The following is a 17,531-nucleotide window of genomic DNA, read 5'->3' on the forward strand; positions in this document are numbered from 1 at the left end:
CTGCCCATGCAGCGCTGGACACTTCTACTTTCATTGACACTCTGTTCCGCCATGACCGCCCCCGCCGCATGGGCGGCGCCGGTCTGGGTCACCGCATGGACCGCGTCACCGGCACCCGACCGCAAGGACGGAATGCCCGAGGCACCGGTACAGTTCGCCGCGCAGACCGTGCGCCAGGACATGCGGATCGGCAGCCGTGGCGACGCGTTGCGGCTGCGCATCAGCAACGAACTCGGCACTGCGCCGTTACGGGTCGAGGACCTGCGCGTAGGAGTGAAGAACGGCAAGTCCGCTCCTCTGCCGGTAACGGTGGATGGCCGCGCGGTCATCGAGGTGCCGGTGGGTACCGCGCTGCTGAGCGACCCGGTACGGGTGCCGGTGGCGCCGCTGCAGGAGATCAGCGTGACCGCCTACTTTCCGCAGCCGACCCGCCCGGCGGTGCGCCGCACCGAGGTGCGGGTAGCGGACGGCAGGCAGACATCGGTCGCCGACAGCGTGCGCCTGAGCTACCAGCAGAACGTGTTCTCCGCGGTGCTCGTACAGCGTGCCGAACGCCCGCAGGTGATCGTGGCACTCGGCGATTCCATCACCGAAGGCGCCACCGCCCGCCGTGGCACCTTCAACCAGTGGCCGGAGCGCCTGGCGCAGCGCCTGCAGCAGGCCTGCCCGGACCGCTTCGTGGTGCTCAACCAGGGCATCAGCGGCAACAAACTGCTCGACCATGGCCGCAGCCACAGCGCCCTGTCACGTTTGGACCGCGATGTGATCGCGGTGGCCGACGCCGACCAGGTAATCCTGTTCGAAGGCATCAACGATATCCGCCATGGCGGCGGTGCGCAGCCGGTGCCGGGCCGCACTGTGGCAGACATGCTGCTGGGTTACCAGCAGGCGGCGACGCGATTGCAGGCACATGGCATCCGCGCCTGGTTGGGTACGTTGACGCCATTCGGCGGCTCCGAGCGCTATGAGCCGGTCTCCGCAGCGACCCGGAACGCGATCAACCAGTGGGCACGCGGCGGGAAGACCGGGTTCGATGGCATCATCGATTTCGATGCCGCAATGCGCGATACGAAGTCGCCCGAATCACTGCCGGCCGACATCACCCGCGACCACCTGCACCCCAATGACGAGGGCTACCGGCGCATGGCCGATGCCATCGATCTGCGCATGCTGGGCTGCACCCCTACCGAGTGAGAGAGAACCGATGAGCCGCGTCGTTTGTTTCGGTGAATTGCTGCTGCGCCTGGGCGCACCCGGTCGTGAACTGCTGCTGCAGACACCGCAGCTGCAGGTCCACGTGGGGGGCGCCGAGGCCAATGTAGCTGTCTCACTGGCCTGTCTCGGCCACGATGTGCAGATGGTCAGTGCGGTACCCGGCAACGCGCTGGGCCGGCATGCGGTGGCCGAGCTGCGACGGCATGGCGTGGGCGTGGCAGGTGTGCGCGAAGTCGACCGCGACCGCATGGGCCTATATTTCCTGGCCACCGGCGCACTGCAGCGCGCCAGTGAGGTGGTCTATGACCGGGCGGGTTCGGCATTCGCCAACGGTACCCTTGCCGATCATGACTGGCCGACACTGCTGCGTGATACGCAGTGGCTGCACCTTTCCGGCGTCAGTCCGGCCCTGGGCGCCAATGTTGCAGAATCCGTATTGAGCGCTGCACGGGCCGCACGCAAGGCAGGCGTGCGTGTGTCTTTCGACGGCAACTACCGCCCTTCGCTCTGGCAACGCTGGGGTGGCAACGCTGCCGCCATCCTGCGGGAGCTGTTCGCCGAAGCGGATATCATCTTTGCCGATCATCGCGATATCGAACTGGTGCTTGGGCTGCGCTTTGCCCAGGACGATGTGGTTGCCCGCGTTGAAGCCGCCGCAGCTGCCGCCTTCGCCAGCTTCCCGCAACTGCAGTGGCTGGCCTGTACCCAGCGCGAGCTGGTCAGCGCCGATCATCACGTACTGGGTGCGCTGCTGCTCGGGCGCGACGGCACCCGCGCACAGGCACCATCGCGACCACTGCCCGGCATCGTTGACCGGATTGGTGGCGGCGATGCATTTGCGGCCGGCATCCTGCATGGCTTGGTGTCCGGGTTTGATGCAGAGAGCACCGTCCGTTTCGGTCTGGCCGCAGGCACATTGAAGCACTCCATTCCCGGGGACTTCAGTCCCGTGCGCGAGGCCGAAGTCTGGGCGCTGCTGGAGAGCGAGCAGTTCGACGTCCGGCGCTGATCGGACCGGTTGCCCGATTACTCTGCAGTCCGCGCCGCAGTGCCCTGATTGAGCCGAAGGTAGACGCTGCCGGTGCGGGTATCGAGCAGGAGATTGAACTGCTGCAGCGCCTCACTGCCAAGGATTCCTTCACCGCCGGAGCCATCGTCATCAAGGGTGATCGAGGCCTTGGCATCTTTCAGCTGCAGGCTTGAAATGGTCGCCACAGGCACGCGCACGTCCACCGCCCGGATCTTGCGGCCCGCGCTGCCGCTGAACTGTGATGTTCCCAACCGCTCCGGGAACGCCGCCTGCAGATCATGGGTAGCACCGAATGCATAGGCCAGATCGATGCTGCCATTGCTGCCCGTGTCCAGTGCAAGCCAAGGCATGAAGGTACGACTGCCGTTGCTGAGCGCGACCTGGATGGCCGGGGTATTGTCGATCCAGCGCACGTTGGCCCTGACATACCCGACGAGTTCGGGTAGATCGTCATGCACGCGCAGCACGCTGCGGTCGTAGTCGATCTCCAGAACCCTTCCCAGGAAGAAGGTCCAGCCCAGCACCGCATCGAAGGGTCTCCCCTGGTAGTCGATCACTACGGCTCCCATCGGTCGCCGCATGGCGCCGATCTGGACGGAGTTATGCGTGCTGTAGTCGAGAAACGTCACTCCGTCGGAGCCGGTATTCTCGCTCTGGTCGTCAATGACCAGCTTTGCATCCTGTTGAACGTGCCTGGCAACCGCCAGCGCCGATGCGCCGGTATCGACGAGGAGGCGAAGCGGGCGCGAACCGTTGATTGCGCCTTCGACGTAGATCCGATGGTCTTTGCCCAGCTCGAAGGGGATCTCGGTGACCGCAGCGCTGGCCGTGAGCGGCCCCAGCAGGATCATCACCATGCATCGGAATGCTGCGCGAGGAATTGCATGCATTGAAAGGCTCCTTCCCAAAGCGTGGCGCAGCGGGCGCTGTGCTCATCGCGACTTGGATGCAGATGCCGATGAAAAGGTTTAACGCTCTGGTGCAATTGATTGCCGAGCCGCCAGGCCCGGATCATTTGCCCGATATCCATGCTTCCAGTGCCGCAGTGTCTCTCATGTCGCCCTCATACCGGCGATGGGGAACATGCGGTTGATTCGAACCACGCACCCGTCCCCGAAAAACCTTCATCGGCACCGAGATCCTGGCCAGCCCGCTGGGCAACCGTTCCGGCCGTACATCCATGTAAAGGCTGTCGGCCGAGGTCTCCACGCCTACCTGCTCTGCACCCAGCTGCTTCCACAGGTCCAGTGCATCCAGGCAGGCCGAGCCACAGGAGGCGTCGGCCAGCACCACCACCCTGCCGCTGCGCGTTGATCCGGCACGGACCGGCTTCGATGCCTCACCCGCCGGGATGCTGGAAGGGTCATGCCACAGCGCCTCCCCTCTCTCAGCCGCCTGTGTCATTCCCGCCGTCACGGTTTCCAGCATGCGCAGCAGCTCGGGCGATGCGTCGGGCGCCTGCTTCAACTTCTGCAGGAACCCGCGGAGCTGGGCGATGTTGGCATCGGACGTCCGCCATTCGACCCAGCTGTGGTCAGGCAGCGCATCCACGGCGGTACGCCCCCAGATCAATCGTGCCAGTTCAATGCTCCATTGCGAAGCACCGCCACTGTTGCCACGTACGTCGAGCACCACCAGCGGCGCCTGCTGAAGCGCTTCGGTTTTCAGCGAAAGCTGCTCAAGCAGGCCGGTCAGTTCCCTGAAGTTCTGCTCGGTCGGGTCGGCGTTGAAGCTGCTGGTAGTGATCCAGTAACCGTCATCGGGCATCGTGTGCCAATCATTGGCCGGGCGGAAACTGCGGCGGGTGTCGGCCAGGCGCTGCTTGCGGGTTTCCAGGTCAAGCGGCTTCCACTGCAGCGCATAGGCCTTCTCATGCCCACCCGCTCCGAAAATGCAGGAGTGCAGCGTAGTCACGAACGGATTGCCCTGGTCCAGCATCACTTCGCCGCCGGTCAGGATGCGGCTGGCCTGCAGATTCCAGCGCCCGCTGAAGTCACCCACCCGGCGTGCAGCCAGTGTCTGTGCATCAATGCCATCACACGACAGCAATCGCGCGCCCAGTGGCGGATGGCCCGGGCCACCCTCCACGGTCATGACCACCTGCCTGTCGCCGTCGAAGCCGGTCAGGAAGCCGGGCCAACGTGTCGGCAGCTCGGGCGCACCGGCAAGTGCATTGAGGCTGACATGGCCATCATTGAACGCCGCCGCATAGCCCTTCATCGCCCACCAGTACCCGGCGAAACTGCCGACACGGCCCGTACGTGAGCGTGCAAGCGCCAACGCATCGTCCAGCTGTGCAACGAAACCGGGATTCTGCCGGTCAACCATGCCTGGATGACTGCCGCGCATGGCCGCGTCGACGGCATCCAGATCCTTCATCAGTGTGGCCGACCAGTCGGTCGGTGCATCCTGCGCGCCCGGAGCGGCAAGCAGCGCACCCATCAGCAGCCCCGTGATCGTCATCGATTCAACCCTGCCCTGGATCAATCTGCAGTCTGGCAGCTTTCCGGCCTGCTGTGCCGAGCCCGCCGCAACGGGCGCACCACCCCATCAATGCAACGGCACCTTCAGTACCGAAGGTGCATTGGCCGGCGAACTGAAGGTCACCGCACCACCGAGCTGGCTGATGCCCGCATAGCGCAGATCCACCGTATCGACCACCAGGGTCAGGCGGCTGCCGGCCGGAATGTTCCAGCTGCTCGCCTCCAGGCGCAGGTCGAGCGTCTTCGGCTGGCCCGGCGTGGCACCGCGTAGCGTGTAGGGCTTGTGGCTGATCAGCTGGCCATTGCCCAGCACATCTTCCGCGTACAGGTACGCATACAGCGTGGTGTTGGCGCGGCTGGGGGTGACGGTCACGCGCACTTCGGGGGCACCATCCAGGCGCCGTGCGCTCCAGTAGATCGGCCCCTGCCAGACACCGGCGGCATTGCGTCCCACGAACGGCACGTAGGCCCCCGGTGGCAGATTGATCATCTGCAGCGCGCCAGACGCCATCACGATGCCGGAGTTGGCGGCCGTCAGCAGACCACTGCCGATGCGATAGTTCCAGCCCGTGGTACGCCCGTTCTCTGCCAGGCCACCGGTGGGCAGCAGCAGCCCGCCCGGTGCGGTCAGCCCGTAGCTGACGGCGCCACTGTTGGTGGCCTGCCAGTCCGGATAGCGGCTCCAGCTGCCCTTCTGCGACTTCAGCTGCACCGCCGCCTGGCGCTCGATCCCATTGGCCGTGCCTTTCAGGTAGTGATCGAACCACGCCCCCACCTGGTCATAGACCTCATTGGGAACACCCAGCGCACCGAAGGCCTCGTTGAGTGCGTGGTCACCGTGGCGCAGCTGCAGCTGCTTGGGCCCCTTCAGGCGATTGAAGAAATCCACCAGCTGGCCCGGCGGGAACAGGCTGTCGTTGAACGCGTTGGCCAGGAAAATGGCTGGCTGGTTTGCGTTGATCTCTTCGATGCTGGCGCCGGGGCTGCGCTGAGCCGCAACCGGCAACAGCGAATCCACCGCACCCTGGTAGTTGCCGAGCAGCACGCTGCGGTTGATCGTGGCCAGCTCCGCACCTGGGCGCCCCGTGGCCAGCCCGGCCGCCACCAGCAGGGCGATGCCCTGTGCGCTGGGGGTCTCGTTGCTGTACAGCGAAGCCTGCAGGTCGGCCCAACCGCTCAGGGCCGCTACCGCCTTGATCCGCGGGTCGCGCGCCGCTGCCAGCAGGCTGGTGCCGGCGCCGTAGGAGATGCCGGAGACGCCGATCCGCGCCGGATCAGCCTGGGTGTTGTCCAGCGCCCAGTCGATCAGGGCGCTGACATCTTCGACCGTGGCCGGTCCGGCAATGTCGATGGCGCCGCCCGATTCCCAGAAGCCGCGCGAACTGTAGCTGATGACCACGTAGCCACGTCGCGCCAATGACTGTGCCACGCCCACATATTCCACGCTCGGAACTGCCCAGCTGCTGGGCATCACCAGCAGCGGATAGCGGCCGCTGCCCGCGTCCTGCGGTTCGATGACGAAGGCCCCGAGAGGCGTTCCATCCCAGCTGGGAATGGTGCGGTGGGTAGTCTTGACCGTGGCCGCCCAGGCGGTGGGCGCCAGCCCTGTCAGCAGGATCAACAGCAGCAATATCTTGCGCATCGTCGTCTGTCCCCGTCGTTGGTGGTGCAACGGGTCGGACCGTACCAGTGCGAATGGTGGCTGACACCTTGCGACGCAACATGACGTTCGCGGCACGTTGCGCGCGGTTGCAGGCTGAACAGGGGGCGATACCTGCCCCCTGCCCGACCGTGCGCTTACAGATCCACGCCGAAGCCCATGCCGGCCGACTTCTCGCCGTTGCTGAAGGCACCGCCCAGGGAGAACGAGGCGCGCTCGCCGATGCGCTTGCCGTAACCGACCGACAGCGCCTGCTCACCGCCCTGGAAGCCGGCGCCGACGGCGATGCGGCCGCGCGGACTCTGCGAACCAGCGGCGTTGATGGCCATGTTCAACATCGCCGAACTCATCGCACCCATGCGGTCGATGCGCTGGTCCTGGTGGCGCAGGCGACGCTCCATCTCCTGCCGCAGGCCGTTGTTGTCCAGCGAGAACTGGGCCAGGCGCTGATCGGTGTAGGCATTGGCAGTGGTTACCGCCTGCGCGGACTTGGTATCGGTGTAGGTGTTGGCCGATGAAAGCGTGCTGGCGCTGCTGGCGTCCGTGTAGGCCTTGGAGGTGGTCACCGCAGCTGCAGCCTTCGTATCTGCGTAGCCATTGGCTGAAGAGAGCGTTGCCGCGCTGCTCGCATCGGTATACGCGTTGACCGAATTGACCGTGGCGGTGGCGCGCGCATCGGCATAGCTGTTGGCCGACGACAGCGTACTCGCGTTGGCGGTGTTCATCTGGTTGAGGTTGACCGCATCGGTGCCCTGGGTGGCGGCAGCAACGTTGGTCAACTGGCGTTCGTTGCCGGCACTGCCAACGGATACGGAATTGGCACGGTCAGCCACTGATCCATTACCGAGTGCGACGCTGTCGTTGGCGGTGGCCACCGCGCCGTTGCCAACGGCGCTGCTGTTGGCGCCGCTGGCTTCGGACAGGCTGCCCACGGCCGTGCTGTTCTCGCCGGTGGCATTGCTGCCGGCACCCGATGCCGTGGCGAACGAGCCGGTGGCGGAGCTGCCCGAGCCGCTGGCGCTGCTGAAGTCTCCGCTGGCGGTCGAACTGTCGCCGATCGCACTGCTGTTGGCACCCGTGGCCGATGCGCCTACGCCCACTGCAGCGCTCTGGTTGCCCGAGGCACTGCTGGCAGCGCCGATGGCGGTGCTTCCGGTGCCGCTGGCACTGGCACCGGTACCCACAGCGGCCGAGAGATCGCGGCTGGCATCGGCACCATTGCCGCAGGCCATCGAGGCGGCACCACCGGCACTGGCGCCGCCGTTGGACACGCCGCCGAAACCATCGTCCAGCTGGCAGGTATCGCCGGCCCACGCCGGCGCGGTTGCCATGGCCAGCGCCACGGCAAGGATGTGCTTGTGCATCGTCTTCACGGTACCCCCAAGGTCCATCAAGGAAGGTTCCCGGCCAGCGCCGGAAACAGTTGGATCCGGGCCGGCCCCTGCGCAGGGCCGGTCCGGGTGCCCGCGTCGCCCTACGGCGTCACGGTCAACGCCACGCGTACGGCGGTCTTCGGCGTGATCGGGTCGTTGCTGCCCACGCAGACGAAGCCGGAGTAGCTGCCGGGTGCAAGCCCGGCGGCGCTGATCGATACCTGCGTGGCCTGGTTGCCACCGGCCACGATGCGGCCCAGGGCACGGGTCGGTGCGCCGATCCAGGTGGCACCGCAGGAATTGCTGCCGCCGAGGCCGAACGCCAGGCCAGGTGCACCACTGGTGGCCGACCACGCACCGCTGCCATCAGGGTTGATGATCGCGCTTCGGTAGACGTTGTCGCCGCTGGTGGCATTGAACCAGAACCAGCTGGTTGCCAGCGGCGCACGTACCGAAACCACCAGCCAGTAGCGCCCTGCCGCCAGGTTCACGTTCTGTCCCGCCGCCGCCAGGTCCAGGTTGATGCTGGCAAAGCCGGACGCGCTTACACCAACACCGATTGCCGATGAGGTGTATGACCACACCGCCAGTTGCGGGCTGGATTCCGGATTGCCTTCCGGATTGCCGGCGACATCGCGGTAGATCGACCAGTTGATGTTGGTCGAAGTGGCCAGGCTGCCACCGTTGACGAAACCATCGGCGACGATGCGCCTGATGCCGGTTGCCTCGCCGAGGGTGAAGTCATCTGCAGACAGCTGCGCGCGTGCGCCGACCGTGGCAGCGTCGGTGAAACGCGTGGAGCGGCGGCCGTTGGCATTGTTCGGTGCCTGTGCGACCAGGGTGCGCGTACCCACGCCGGTGTTGTCGATCTGCCATTCCAGCGGCGAGCCACCCGTGTTGGCGATCTGCAGGTTCAACAGGCCGTTGCCACCGGCCGGCAGGCTCAGCGTGTTCGACGGCGGCGTCGCTGCGATCTGCGGCGGCGGTACCGAAACCGCAATCGGCAAGCGCAGCAGCGGCTGGCTGGTATCGCCGCCCTGCGGTGCCAGAGTCAGCCTGGCGAAGCGCCAGCTGCCATCGTTGGGTACCGATCCGGTGGTAACGATCACCCGCACCGCCTTGCTCTCGCCCGGCGCAAGGGTGAAGACCGACGGCGAGACAACGGCAGTCAGGCCCTGCACCTTCGCCGTCCAGGTCTGCCGGGTTGGCAGCACGTTGCGGAACACGCGGGTGAAGCTGCAACTGTCGGTGCAGGTGCGCTTGCCCATGCTGGCGATGTTGAGCGAAGCCACGTTGCCACCGTTGCCCGGATCGGCGGCGAGGAAGTTGGCCTTGGTTTCGTTCAGCACCAACCCCGCGCGCAGCGCCTGGTCGACCTGGATACGACCGGCACCCATCGCAAACGCATCGGCCGGAGTCACGCCGTCTTCCTTCAGCACTTCCTGGCGTGCGGTCATCATCAATGCCGAACGTACTTCCTGCACGGTCCAGCCTGGACGGGCCTGGCGCAACAGGGCCGCGGCGCCGGCATGGTGCGGCGATGCCATCGAGGTTCCATCCATCAGGCCAACGGCATTTTCCGAGCCGGTCACTTCATTGCCAGCGACCACGGCGAGCACGCGCACGCCCGGCGCAGTGACGTCCGGCTTCACCAGATCGAATATGCCGGCGGGACCACGCGAGCTGAAATCGCCCAGTACGTCCGGCGTGTTGCTGACCTTGGTCGCCGGATAGGCGATGCCAGCGGTGGCGGTGTTGCCGACGCTGCTGGCGAAGGTCCTCAACGCGTCGGCATCGGCCTGATCGATGGCGAAGGCCGGAATCGTGGCCCCGGCAACATTCGGCAGGATCGGCGTCGGCTGGTTGTTGCCGATCAGTACCGCGATCGCACCCGCGGCGGCGGCATTGTTGACCTTGTCGCTGAAGTTGCACGAGCCGCGACGGATCACCGCAATCGCACCCTGGAAGGTGTTGGCCGGGAAGGCCGCACAACCATCGTTGGCGCTGTCGATGCCGGCACTGACCCGCAGCGGCGTGGTCGCTGCAATCGGCGTGCTGAACGGCACGCCGCCCGAACCTTCGGTCAGCAGGATGACGCCCAGTGCGGGCGGCACGCTGCCCGGGCCACTGACCGCCGCGTACAGTTCGATGTCACCACGGCCATGGGTGGCGGCGGCGGTGCTGCCGGTCCACGGTTCCAGATGGCCCATCGTGTTCGGGCCCGGACCGGAGTTGCCGGCCGAGGTCGCGACGTAGATGCCTGCGTCCGACGCGTTGAGAAACGCCAGCGACACCGCTTCGCCCCAGGGCGCAGTGCCGCCGGCAATGGAGTAGTTGATGACATCGACCACGCCATCGGCCAGCGCCTGGTTCACCGCCGCCAGTGTCGACGTATTCGGGCACAGGCCGCGGCCTGTGGAAATCTCGGTGTAGCAGGTGTCGTAGGCAATGATGTTGGCGCGCGGCGCAACACCGGAAATATGGATCTGGTTGCCGCGATACGACGCCATGTGCGGATTGCCAGCCGCGGTCGACGCGGTGTGGCTGCCATGACCGTTGGTATCGCCGAAACCGGGTTCCTCGCGGACATCGGCCGCGCCGCACTGATTACCCGGTGCGGTGCAGACAAAGTCGTAGCCGCCGATCAGCTTGCTGTTGCAGCGGCCCTCATCGGCACCACCAGGCGCACAGGTGCCCAGGTAATTGCCCGCGCCCAGCGGGTTGATGTGCTCGTAGCCATCTTCGGCGCGGGCAGTGAACGCAGGACTACCGAAATTGATACCCGAATCGATGACGCCGATGACGATGCCCTCGCCACGGAATGGCGTGGGCGAGGCACTCCACAGTGCCGACGCGCCGATCAGGCCCGGTCCGACGTCGGTATCCTGCTCATACTCGCGGTACTCCTCCACCAGCTGCACGTCCGGCAATGCACGCACGCGCTCGGCTTCCTGCGGATTCATCTGCAGCACCGATGCATTGATCGCGTGCTGCATGCGGCGCTCCACCTTCACGCTGCGGCCGAGTGCCGAGCTGATGCGCGCTTCGTGCTGGCTCTGGCGGTCAGCCAGGAACCGTACGTAGTCACGTGATCGGGCACCCTGCACCGCGATACGGTCGGTGGCAACGCTACCGGTGGCTGCCGCGGCGCGCGCGGCACTGGCGGAGGGACGCTTGCGTTCCGGTGCGGGAAGACCCTGGATGTCACCCTTGTAGGTGGCCAATGGCTCTTCGCGGTACACCACGATGTAGCGGTGCGAGAGCTCGCCCAGACCGCTTCCTGGCCCGGCGGCAGCGGGCGCAGCAGGACCACCGGCGCGCGCATCCAGCGAGGGATTGCCCGTCTTTGACGGCGTGGACGTAGCCATGCCGCCTACGCTCACCGCCGCCGCAGCCAATGCCGCCCCTGCGACCAGGCCCAGTGCGATCCACTTGTTTCGTTTGATCCATGCATTGCGCATCGAATACCCCTTCCATTGAAAGCCCGAGATGCACGCCGGCGTCAGCGCCGGCGCTGTGATGTCTGGTGCTTCAATTGCAGGTGCGGCGCGTAGTCCCCGACGCCATGCACCCCGCTACCCCCCGGTAGCGGAATCGACACTACCTTAAAATTTGACGTAGTGCACAGTTTTTGATGACACGGCGATGACACCCATTCGATACGCACCGGTATGGGGGATGCCATGAGCAGCAGTGCAGCGCTGCACTACTGAAATGCCCTAGCACGCGCGCGTTTCATCCACGCGCCACGAAATCTGACACAGGTCCAGTGCTTGCGCGCGGTCACAGCTTCGCCCTTTCGTCGTTGACCGAAAGGCGACAGCTTGTGACGCTTACGACACCGCACGGCCTCCGCGGCCCTGTCATCGCGGTTACGCCCCACGCATTCCGCACTACCCGACTCCGCAGTGTCCTCACGTGACCTCGCTCAGGCCCGGTCGTGGCGGACGGCTGCGTCCTGAATCCTCTGCTGGAGAATCGCAATGCGCCTTGCAGGTTTCTTCTTCGCGTTCGTCCTCAGTGCCTTCGCCGGCGCTGCCCAGGCCCAGGTCGTCACCCTCAACAAGGGCGGCTTCGTGCTCACCTACGACTGCAGCATCCACAGCGCCACCCGCTACGAGTACACGCTCACCGCCGACACCGGCTCCGCCGCGCGCCCGTCCAGCTTCTACAAAGACCCGGACCTGCCGGCCGGCTGCCTCGGCCAGAACAGCACCGCGTCGTATGCCAGCATCCGCAGCGGCTATGACCGCGGCCATCTGGTGACCTCCAATCACATGGACTACAACGCGACCTACATCCGTCGCGCCAACTACATGAGCAACATCGCCCCGCAAGTATCCAGCTTCAACCAGGGCATCTGGGTGAAGGCCGAGAACGTGGCCGAGTGCTACCGCGACATCGCGCCGGTGGATGTCTACGGCGGCGTGGTCTACGGCGACGCGTCCAACGATTACTTCCTTGCCAGCCACGGTATTCCCACGCCGGAGTTCTTCTGGAAAACGATCATCACCCGAGACCCCAACACCGGCACCGCAAAGGCAATCAGCTGGATCATCCCCAATGAAGCCAACCTCGGCAGCCTGGACAACTATCTGGTGACCATCGCCGACCTGGAAGAGCTGCTCGGTACCAGCTACGTGGCGATCAACGCACCGGCTTCGCTCAAGAACATGCTGCCGGCCACCACGTGGCCGCAGCCGGCTGGCTGCGATCTCGGCTGAGCATCCTGATGCAGGGGTGCGGGGCGCCCGGCATGGCCACGGGTGCCCCGCTTGCGCGGCTGTGGGAAAATGACGGGTGATTGCCCCGCTGCACTGCCCCAGGAGTTGTAGATGTCCCGTTTCCCCTTCGATGCCGTGCTGTTCGACTGCGATGGCGTACTGGTCGATTCCGAGCCGCTGGTAGCCCGCGTGCTCTCGGAGATGCTGACCGAGCGCGGCTGGGCACTCACCCCTGCGCAGGCGGGTGAAGTCTTCCTCGGCCAGTCCGTGGCCCATCTGGCCGGGCTGATCGAAGAGCGCACCGGCAAGCCGTTCACCGAAGAATGGCTGGAAGAGTTCCGCCAGCAGCGCAACCGGGCATTGGAACGCGACCTGGTTGCGATCCAGGGTGCGCCCGAGGCCGTGCGTGCGATCGCCGCCGCCACCGGCGGGAGGATCGCCTGCGCGTCCGGTGCGGACCTGCACAAGGTGAAGCTGCAACTGGGCAAGGTTGGCATCCTCGATGCCTTCGGTGCCCACGTGTTCAGCGGCCAGGACATGCCGCACACCAAACCGCATCCGGATGTCTATCTGGCCGCAGCCGTTGCGCTGGGCGTGGACCCGAAGCGTTGCGCGGTGATCGAAGACACCGTGACCGGCGCAACGGCCGGTGTGGCCGCTGGCGCTACCGTATTCGGTTTCAGCGAAGGCGGTCCGCACCACAGTACGCCGGAGGCCCTGCGTGCCGCGGGCGCGCAGGTGATCTTCCAGCGCATGGAAGACCTGCCCGCCCTGCTTGCCGCCCATGCGGTCGACGCAGTCGCCTGATCCGCTCTCAGCCCGCAGCGCCCAGCGAGGCGCTGCGGCGCATGCCTGCGTAATGCAGGGCAAACAGATACAGGCCGGTCAACAGCTGCAGGAACAAGGGTGGCAGTGGCGCATAGGTAATCCACGCCGATGGCTCGCCCTGCCCCATCGCGCGCGCCACGAAATTGGCGACCACGGCCAGTGTGAACACAATCGATGTCCAGCGGTGCACAGGCCGTGCCCAGTGGCCGCGATTCATTGCTGGCGCCTCGCCTCGGACCGCGCTTCGATCATTTTCCAGCCATTGCCGGATGGATCACGGAATCCCGCATCCACCGCACCATAGCGTTCGATCGGTTCCTGGGTGAACTCAACGCCCTTGGCCAGCCATTCCACATGGCGCGCCCGGCAGTTCTCCACCGCCAGCACCAGCGGTGGCATCGCGCCCTTGGCCACCAGCTGCTGCAGCGCCAGAGCCGTAGCCGCGTCATGGGTGGGCGGGCCTGGCACGAACAGACCCAGCTGGAAACCGTCCTGGCCGGGGCTGCGTACGGTAAGCCAGCGATAGCTGCCATTGCGTACGTCGGTATGCACCTCAAAGCCAAGCGTGTCGACGTAGAACGCAAGCGCTTCATCTTGGTCGCGCACATATAGGCCGACCGTGTTCACAGTGTTTGTCATGGGACCTCCCTCAGGTGCGGTCCACGTTAGCAACCGCCTGCCGGCGGCGCTTCTCCAAAACTGCGATGTTGAGGTCCGGGCGCTGCGCGGCACGTGCGTGGCATTCCGGCACGGTGGCAGGTATCGACTGGCCGGCGCGCTCGCGCTCCCGCACATTGCCCGGACTATCGCCGGTGATGTCACGGAAGATGCGGCCGAACGTACCCAGGCTGGACCAGCCGGTCTGGGCGGCGATCTCGGTCACCGGCAGATCGGTGTCGCGCAGCATGGCCACCGCCCGCTCGATGCGGCGACTGAGCAGGTAGCGGTGTGGCGGCAGCCCGAAGGCCTGCTTGAACGAGCGCGCGAAGTGCGCCGGCGAGACCGCACTGACCTCGGCCAGGCGCGCGACTGACCACTCTTCGTGGCTGGCGCGGTCCATCCGGTCCTTGGCGCGCAGCAGGCGCCGCAGTAGTTCGGGGCTCTGGTTCATGGCGTCACCGCTTTGGCCAGATGATGACGTGCTGCACGTCGTGCCTCAGCCGCCTGCTCGCCAAGCCAATCGCGGAACGCGCTGACCTTGATGCTGCCGCTGCGCGCAGTTGGTGCCACGAACCAGAAACTGCGGCCGTCACTGGCCACACCTGGATGAGCCTGTACCAGTCGCCCGCTGTCCAGCTCTGCCTGGAACAGGATCGGCGAACCAATGGCGATCCCCTGCCCCGCAATCGCCGCACCGATGTCCAGGTGCTCGACAGCAAATGGTGCAACAAAATTCTCCCGCGCCGGCGGTGGGATCTGTCCATGAGCGGAGAACCAGACTGCCCACCAGTCTGGTCGCCCGAGCAGCGCGACATCCAGCCCGCCACGACCCAGGTCACGTGCGGCTGGCAGCAGCGACGGTGCGCACAGCGGTGTGAATACGCTGGGAAACAGGGGCGTGGCCTGCAAGCCGGGCCAGTCGCCATGCCCGTTGCGGATGGCCGCGTCGAAACGACCCGCTGCCAGGTCCTGCGGTTCCGCCGATAGATCCAGCTCCAGCACAAGCTGCCGGTGACGCGCGCGGAAGCCGCCCAGTCGCGGCGTCAACCAACTGGTGCCCAGCGTTGGCAATACGGACAGGCGCAGTCGCGCTGCATCCATGTCCGCACCACGCATGAAACTGGCACGAAGTGCATCGAATGCCCTTGTAGCCTCCTGCGCGATGCTGGCACCGGCAACCGTCAGTTCCACATGCTGTGCGTGGCGCAGGAAGAGGCAGGTACCAGTCTGGGCCTCCAGCCGCCGCACGTGGTAGCTCACTGATGCCGCAGTGGTGTCGAGCTCTTCGGCGGCACGCGCGAAGCTGCCCAGCCGCGCCGCCGCCTCGAAGGCGCGGATGGCGGCAAGCGATGGCAGCTGGCGTTGGGTGACCATAAGTGTGACTTAGCCTGAGCCCCGATATCTGCGTGGTCAATCCCCCGCGCACCCGCAACGATGGAGGCACCTTCGGTAGGGGATCACGCACATGGATCGACGGCAGTTCCTGGCCACCCTGACCGCTGCGGCGGCGTCCAGCGTCCTGCCCTCCGGGTGGGCCCTGGCCAGCCACAGCAAAGACTGGAAATGGCTGCAGGGCAACTGGCAGGTCCGGCACCAACGCCTCAAGGAGCGCCTGGCCGGCGATACCCGTTGGGAGTCCTTCACTGGCTCCAGCGCGGTCTGGCTGACCCTGGGCGGGCTCGGCACCATCGATGACAACGTCATGGCGCTGCCTTCGGGCCCCTACAGGGGCCTGGGCGTGCGTGCGTTCGATCCGGTGTCTTCCATGTGGTCGATCTGGTGGATCGATGGCCGCAACCCTGCCCACATCGAAGCCCCCGTGCGCGGCGCTTTCGAGGGCGATGCCGGCAGCTTCCGCGGCACCGACCGGATCGACGGGCGCCCGATCGACGTGTGGTTCCGCTGGCATGACATCCACGGCGAGGAGCCGTGGTGGGAACAGGCATTCTCCGACGATGCCGGTGCGCACTGGGAAGTGAACTGGCGCAACTGGTTTCGCCGCACTGCGGCGGCCCCCTCTCCACTTCCGAGGCTGCCGGATGCACCGGGCGATTTTGATTTCCTGGTGGGCCATTGGAACGTGCGCCATCGTCGCCTGCGCGCTCGGCTGGCAGGCAGCGATGCTTGGGACGTGTTCAACGGCACCCTGCACAACTGGCCGGTACTGGGAGGCTTCGGCAACGTGGGTGACAATCTGATGCACGTACCTGGAGCGCCGCTGCGTGGCATGGGCATCCGCGCCTGGAACGCGGCTGAGCGGCACTGGCTGAGCTGGTGGCTGGATGGCCGGGAGCCGACCCGGATCGGCGTACCACTGCGCGGTGGTTTCGAGGCCGAAGTCGGCCGCTTCTTCGGCGAAGACCAGCACGACGGGCGAGCGATCCAGACGCGGGTGATCTGGTCACGCATCACACCGCGTTCGGCGCGCTGGGAACAGGCGGCCTCGACCGATGGTGGGCGTAGTTGGGAAACCAACTGGGTCAGCGATTTCGAGCGACAGGCATGAAGGCGCTGCTGGCCGTGATGCTGCTGGTGTCTGCGTCGCCTCCCGCGTCTCCATCGAGGGTGCTGCAGATCGTCGGCCCCGGCGAACGCTTTGCCCCGGGCGTTGCCTCCACGCAGTACGACGAGATTCGACTGACCTTGAGCCCCGACGGCAAGACCGCACTGTGGTTCAGCCGCAACCGGCCCGGAGGTCCGGGTGGGTATGACATCTGGGTCTCGCGCCACGACGGGCAGCGCTGGCGACCGGCGACGCCGGTCTCGTTCAACACACCGGGACGTGAGTTCGATCCCGCGTTCTCCGCCAATGGCAGTGTGGTGTACTTCTGTTCGGATCGTGCAGGCGGCCAGGGCGGCGACGATCTGTATCGGGTCAGCATGGGTAGCGAGGGTCGATTCGGGGAGCCGGTCAATCTTGGCCCCGCAGTGAACAGCGCGGCCGATGAGTTCGCGCCAATGCTCTCGCCGGACGCAGGCACACTGCTGTTCTCCAGCAATCGTGCAGGCGGTGCGGGCGGCCATGACCTCTACGTCGCAGCGATGGTCCGTGGCGTGGCGCAGCCCGCGCGGCCGCTGCCCGGAGACCTAAACACCGCGGCACAGGAGTTCGATGCCACCTTCCTGGGCGACGGCCGAACGGTAGTGTTTGCCCGCGCTCTGGACTTCGGCAATGCACCGGTGCGCCAGTTCATTGCCTACGTTCATGGGGGCCGTTATGACGCGGGCCATGCGTTGCCGGCCCCCTTGAACGATGCCTCCGGCGACAGTTACGGCGCGATGCTCGATGGCTCGCAACCCGACACGTTGACCTATTCGGCGCGGCGCGCGGACGGCACAGGGCTGGATCTGTACCGCATCCGCTACCAGATGAAGCGCCCTTGACGGTGGATGTTGTCGATTTCCGCAGCCCCGGTTCGTCGAGAGAATGAATACCCCAGGAGAAAATGTAGATGCCCTCCCATCAGTCCCTCGCCTGCGCCTGCGGCCAGGTCCGCCTGACCGCCACGGGCCAGCCCATTGCCACCGTCGAATGCTGCTGCGACAGCTGCCGCAAGG

Annotated in this window: 14 protein-coding genes and 3 pseudogenes; 7 read left to right on the forward strand and 10 right to left on the reverse strand. The window is 66.0% G+C overall.

Features of this window, described 5'->3' with window-relative positions:
• Positions 1-6 precede the first annotated feature (6 nt).
• Entirely contained in the window at positions 7-1,194 is a 1,188-nt protein-coding gene (locus AC3ITW_RS11845) for a GDSL-type esterase/lipase family protein (RefSeq protein WP_006368425.1), read from the forward strand.
• Positions 1,195-1,204: 10 nt separating this feature from the next.
• On the forward strand, positions 1,205-2,224 hold the full coding sequence (locus AC3ITW_RS11850; protein ID WP_032970406.1) for a sugar kinase: 1,020 nt from the start codon (positions 1,205-1,207) through the stop codon (positions 2,222-2,224).
• Between the two features lie 17 nt (positions 2,225-2,241).
• Here AC3ITW_RS11850 and AC3ITW_RS11855 read toward each other — a convergent pair whose 3' ends face one another.
• The 6 genes and pseudogenes from AC3ITW_RS11855 to AC3ITW_RS11880 form a co-directional block, all read right to left on the reverse strand.
• Positions 2,242-3,102 carry a retropepsin-like aspartic protease gene (locus tag AC3ITW_RS11855; protein ID WP_238378251.1) on the reverse strand — a complete coding sequence of 287 codons (861 nt, stop codon included), beginning with the start codon at positions 3,100-3,102 and terminating at the stop codon, positions 2,242-2,244.
• A gap of 154 nt (positions 3,103-3,256) precedes the next feature.
• Complete coding sequence (locus AC3ITW_RS11860) at positions 3,257-4,708, reverse strand: S41 family peptidase (protein WP_100434685.1); 1,452 nt, start codon at positions 4,706-4,708, stop codon at positions 3,257-3,259.
• Positions 4,709-4,795: 87 nt separating this feature from the next.
• Positions 4,796-6,370: a S15 peptidase family protein gene (locus tag AC3ITW_RS11865; RefSeq protein ID WP_100434686.1), complete on the reverse strand. Its 1,575-nt coding sequence runs from the start codon at positions 6,368-6,370 to the stop codon at positions 4,796-4,798.
• A gap of 155 nt (positions 6,371-6,525) precedes the next feature.
• A pseudogene (locus tag AC3ITW_RS11870) lies at positions 6,526-6,765 on the reverse strand (YadA-like family protein); the annotation flags it as partial.
• Positions 6,766-7,218: 453 nt separating this feature from the next.
• Positions 7,219-7,779, reverse strand: a pseudogene (locus AC3ITW_RS11875) (YadA-like family protein); the annotation flags it as partial.
• A gap of 83 nt (positions 7,780-7,862) precedes the next feature.
• Positions 7,863-11,222: a S8 family serine peptidase gene (locus AC3ITW_RS11880; RefSeq protein WP_489389524.1), complete on the reverse strand. Its 3,360-nt coding sequence runs from the start codon at positions 11,220-11,222 to the stop codon at positions 7,863-7,865.
• A 522-nt stretch (positions 11,223-11,744) separates the two neighbouring features.
• On the opposite strand from AC3ITW_RS11880, the gene AC3ITW_RS11885 reads away from it, so the two are divergent.
• Complete coding sequence (locus tag AC3ITW_RS11885) at positions 11,745-12,485, forward strand: DNA/RNA non-specific endonuclease (protein ID WP_006368435.1); 741 nt, start codon at positions 11,745-11,747, stop codon at positions 12,483-12,485.
• A gap of 111 nt (positions 12,486-12,596) precedes the next feature.
• Positions 12,597-13,292, forward strand: a complete 696-nt coding sequence (locus tag AC3ITW_RS11890; RefSeq protein WP_100434689.1) for an HAD family hydrolase — start codon at positions 12,597-12,599, stop codon at positions 13,290-13,292.
• 7 nt (positions 13,293-13,299) lie between these two features.
• Here the strand turns inward: AC3ITW_RS11890 and AC3ITW_RS11895 are convergent, their stop codons facing one another.
• Genes AC3ITW_RS11895 through AC3ITW_RS11910 form a run of 4 tightly spaced genes read right to left on the reverse strand, consistent with a single transcriptional unit; the run spans position 13,300 to position 15,347 of the window.
• Positions 13,300-13,530, reverse strand: coding sequence for a hypothetical protein (locus AC3ITW_RS11895; RefSeq protein WP_100434690.1), 231 nt, complete (start codon positions 13,528-13,530; stop codon positions 13,300-13,302).
• Complete coding sequence (locus AC3ITW_RS11900) at positions 13,527-13,952, reverse strand: VOC family protein (RefSeq protein WP_006368453.1); 426 nt, start codon at positions 13,950-13,952, stop codon at positions 13,527-13,529. Before AC3ITW_RS11900 ends, AC3ITW_RS11895 begins: the two co-directional genes overlap by 4 nt.
• Before the next feature lie 10 nt (positions 13,953-13,962).
• Entirely contained in the window at positions 13,963-14,424 is a 462-nt protein-coding gene (locus AC3ITW_RS11905) for a helix-turn-helix domain-containing protein (protein WP_100434691.1), read from the reverse strand.
• On the reverse strand, positions 14,421-15,347 hold the full coding sequence (locus tag AC3ITW_RS11910) for a LysR substrate-binding domain-containing protein (protein WP_100434692.1): 927 nt from the start codon (positions 15,345-15,347) through the stop codon (positions 14,421-14,423). Before AC3ITW_RS11910 ends, AC3ITW_RS11905 begins: the two co-directional genes overlap by 4 nt.
• A gap of 91 nt (positions 15,348-15,438) precedes the next feature.
• On the opposite strand from AC3ITW_RS11910, the gene AC3ITW_RS11915 reads away from it, so the two are divergent.
• The 3 genes and pseudogenes from AC3ITW_RS11915 to AC3ITW_RS11925 all read left to right on the forward strand — a co-directional run.
• A complete protein-coding gene (locus AC3ITW_RS11915; RefSeq protein WP_100434693.1) occupies positions 15,439-16,479 on the forward strand; it encodes a hypothetical protein in 1,041 nt (346 codons plus the stop codon).
• The gene (locus AC3ITW_RS11920) at positions 16,476-17,357 is read left to right on the forward strand and encodes a TolB family protein (protein ID WP_100434694.1); all 882 of its coding nucleotides are present in this window, start codon (positions 16,476-16,478) and stop codon (positions 17,355-17,357) included. Before AC3ITW_RS11915 ends, AC3ITW_RS11920 begins: the two co-directional genes overlap by 4 nt.
• A gap of 68 nt (positions 17,358-17,425) precedes the next feature.
• Positions 17,426-17,497 (forward strand): annotated as a pseudogene (locus tag AC3ITW_RS11925) (GFA family protein); the annotation flags it as partial.
• Positions 17,498-17,531 lie beyond the last annotated feature (34 nt).

Source organism: Stenotrophomonas sp. KH_052 (assembly GCF_057838755.1).